Origin of the sequence: Campylobacter sp. RM12654, from assembly GCF_020137585.1 — a bacterium.
Lineage (GTDB): Bacteria > Campylobacterota > Campylobacteria > Campylobacterales > Campylobacteraceae > Campylobacter_E.
Map to the genome: position 1 here is coordinate 1 of NZ_JACGAR010000045.1, position 3,582 is coordinate 3,582.

At 27.7% G+C, this 3,582-nt stretch carries 3 protein-coding genes; all 3 read left to right on the forward strand.

The window, feature by feature from the left end; translation table 11 throughout:
• Positions 1-1,173: hypothetical protein (locus AVBRAN12654_RS09160; RefSeq protein WP_336614359.1), on the forward strand; the 1,173-nt coding region annotated here is incomplete at its 5' end.
• Positions 1,170-2,282: a BspA family leucine-rich repeat surface protein gene (locus AVBRAN12654_RS09165; RefSeq protein ID WP_336614360.1), complete on the forward strand. Its 1,113-nt coding sequence runs from the start codon at positions 1,170-1,172 to the stop codon at positions 2,280-2,282. The genes AVBRAN12654_RS09160 and AVBRAN12654_RS09165, both read left to right, overlap by 4 nt.
• A gap of 42 nt (positions 2,283-2,324) precedes the next feature.
• Positions 2,325-3,533 carry a BspA family leucine-rich repeat surface protein gene (locus tag AVBRAN12654_RS09170; RefSeq protein WP_336614361.1) on the forward strand — a complete coding sequence of 403 codons (1,209 nt, stop codon included), beginning with the start codon at positions 2,325-2,327 and terminating at the stop codon, positions 3,531-3,533.
• Positions 3,534-3,582 lie beyond the last annotated feature (49 nt).

The following is a 3,582-nucleotide window of genomic DNA, read 5'->3' on the forward strand; positions in this document are numbered from 1 at the left end:
CAAAATGAAGAAAATCAAAGCACTAAAAATAGCGAAGAATTAAATAATAAAAGTAAAAAGAAAAATCCAAGAAAAAATAAAAGCAAAAATCAAGAAATTTCTAAAGAACAAAACGAAGAGCAAAATCAAGAAGAGATTTTAAGTGATGATGAATTAGATGAGTTAGAGCAAGAACTAAATGAGATTTTAAAAGTTTTAGAGTTTTTAAATGATGAAAGTGATGTAGATAATAATAACAATCAAGAAAATACTAAAAATCAGCAAAGTTCAAGCACTCAAACACCACAAATAAATCCTAAAAAACGAGATTTAAAAAATTTTAAAAAACGAATGCAGGATTTTTTTAGCGATAGAGGCGTAGGTGGCGAAAAAGACATAGTAAAAGCCTCACATTCATATAGAAATGACAATATCAAAAAAAGTGAAATAAAAAGGCTTTGCAAGATGATTTGCGAAGGTTTTGGCATAGGAGTAAGCAAAAACGATAAGCATAATTTAGGTTATGAATTAGATGGAATTACAAGCTCTGATATACTTAAAAACGCCTTGCCAAGTGAGTTTGCCTTGCTAAATGACGAGCTAGCCCAAAATCTATTTTTTGCTAAGTTTTGTGAAAAATCCCTTAGCACTTGGCTAAATAAATCAAGTGATAAAGGCAAAATCAGCCCACTAATAATAGCTATTGATAATAGTGGCAGTATGAGTGGAGCTCCTGAAATGGTGGCTAAAACGGTAGGGTATTATCTAATAAATGAATGCAAACAACACAAAAAAGAGTGTATTTTAATTCTAGCTGGAAGTGGAGAGAATATAAAAACATCTAAAAAACACGGATATGATGAATTGCTTTATACCCTATCAAAATACAAAGCTAGTGGGGGTTATGATATAGATTGGGTTTTAAAGGCAAGTTTAAAAAAGGCAAGAGAATACAACAATAAAGCAAACCTATTAGCTATAAGTGATTTTTGTATAGGAGATGTATTTTTAAGAGATATTCAAGATGAGTTAAATGCTGTGAAAAGCTATGCACTTTTTATATCGTTTTTTGGTGGGAATAGGTTTGATGTAGTGGGCTTTCATAAGTATTTTTTATATGATAATTATAATCATACTATAAATGTTTTAGAGCGTAAAGATAGAGAAGAAAAGCTAAAAAGGAAAATAAGATGAAAAAAGTAAAAACAGCAATTGAATTAAAAGCACTTTGTGATGATTTGAGTGCTAATTTATATGATATTGATACGAGTGATATGACCGATATGAGTGAGCTTTTTAAGGATAGCTTAAGGAGTGATTTTAGCTTTATAAATACTTGGGATACTAGCAATGTAAATGATATGAGCTCTATGTTTGAAAACTGCATAAATCTAAACGAAAAGCTAGAAATTGATGTGAGTTCTTTAAGATATACAGATAAGATGTTTTATAATTGCACAAGTTTGGATTTAAAAAATATAAGTTTTAATAATTTTGATGTTTCAAATCTTAGTTCATTAGCTGGAATGTTAGTTGGTTGTATTAATAGAGCTGAGTTTATTACAAGATATCTTAAGCTTAATTTTCTAAATGGTATTTTGCTTCCTAATAATACTTCTGAATTAGAGTTTATCCTAAACGATAACACCATACCGCTAAATCTTATTGATACGAGCAAATTAGCTAATACTAATTTTGCTTTTACACATAGCGATAGGACTGATTTTAAAGGGGTTGAGAGCTGGAGTAATGTAAATTCTTATACTTTTGCTAATTCTAAGGCAAGTGACGAACTTTTAAAAACTTTAAATATTGAAGTTTGTAAAAAAAATTTTAAATACATACCCGCAACAAAAGAAGAATTAAAAGAACTTGTAAAATATGAAAATATTTATCTAGGAGATATTGATACAAGTTTAATAACTGATATGAGTTATTTGTTTTATAAAACTAATCGTAAAGATTTTTCTGGAATAAATGAATGGAATACAAGCAGTGTTATAAATATGGCTGGTATGTTTTATGGTTGTATTTATTTTAACGAAAGCCTTAGTTTTGATACGAGTAATGTAAGAGATATGAGCACTATGTTTTGTGGATGCGCTAAGTTTAATCACAAACTTAATTTTGATACTAAAAAAGTGAAATATTTTTCTAGTATGTTTGATAATTGTAGTAGTTGCACACAAACTTATGAATTTAATTGCAATAGTGTTAGAGATTTATCTAAGCGTGTTAATGGGGCTTATTATACTTTTGTAAATACTTCTGCAAGAATTTTACAAATTGTTTCGGAAAATTAATATATTTAATAAAATTAAAAAGAATTTAAAACAGGAATTAGAATGATAAAAGTAAAAACAAAAGCAGAACTAAAAGCACTTTGCGATGATTTGAATGCTAATTTACATGATATTGATACTAGCTTAATTACTGATATGAGTGAGCTTTTTAAGGATAGCTTAAGGAGTGATTTTAGCTTTATAAATACTTGGGATACTAGCAATGTAAATGATATGAGCTCTATGTTTGAAAACTGCGTAAATCTAAACGAAAAACTTGAAATTGATGTAAGCTCTTTAAGATATGCAAATAAGATGTTTTATGCTTGTAATAATCTTGATTTAAAGAACATTAGCTTAATTAACTTTGATATTTTAAAAGTTTTTGAATGCTATTCTATGATAGATGGATGTGCTAATAAGAGTAAGTTTTTGTTTAGTAATTTAAAATTAAATATCAAAAACGCCATAGTAAGTCCTAAAAATAAAGCCGAATTAATGCTACTTGTATGTGATGAAAGTTTGCCTTTGGCTATGATTAATACTGCAAATATTTATGATTTTAGAAATCTTTTTGCGTATTCAACTAGACAAAATTATGATGGATTATGGGAGTTTAAAAATAAAGCTTTTAAATCAATGTTTTATAAAAGTAATTTTTATAGCGACAAAATAGAGCCAAAAGCTTTTGTAGATATATCACAGCAAACTTTTAAATACTTTCCACAAAACAAAAAAGAACTACAAACTTTAATTGCAAATCCAGCTATCAAGCTTAATGAGATAGATACAGGATTAATTACCGATATGAGTGATTTATTTGGTAATAGGGCTGATTTTACAGGAGTAGGCGAGTGGGATACTAGCAATGTTGTTAGTATGAGTAGGATGTTTGCCAATTGCATTAATTTTAATGAGCCTTTGTATTTTGATACTAGAAATGTTAAAAAAATGAATTATATGTTTGCTAGTTGTAAGAATTTTAATCAAATAATAGATTTTAAAACTCCTAATCTAAAGACTGCTAGGGGGATGTTTTATGGTTGCACAAGGCTTAATAATGATATTAAAATAAATCTTGAAAAAGTAAAAGATGTGAGTAAATTTTTTAAAAACTGCACTCATTTAAACACTTTAATAAAACTTGATTTAAGCAGTGCTACAAATATTAGCGAGATGTTTTCAGGATGCAAAAGACTAACAATAAAACCTGATTTATTGTTAGCTAATAATGTAAGTGATATTAATATTTATAAAAATTGTAAATTTTAATTATATGGACAGAATTTTGATAACTCGTATGCTATAATGCGAAAAATTA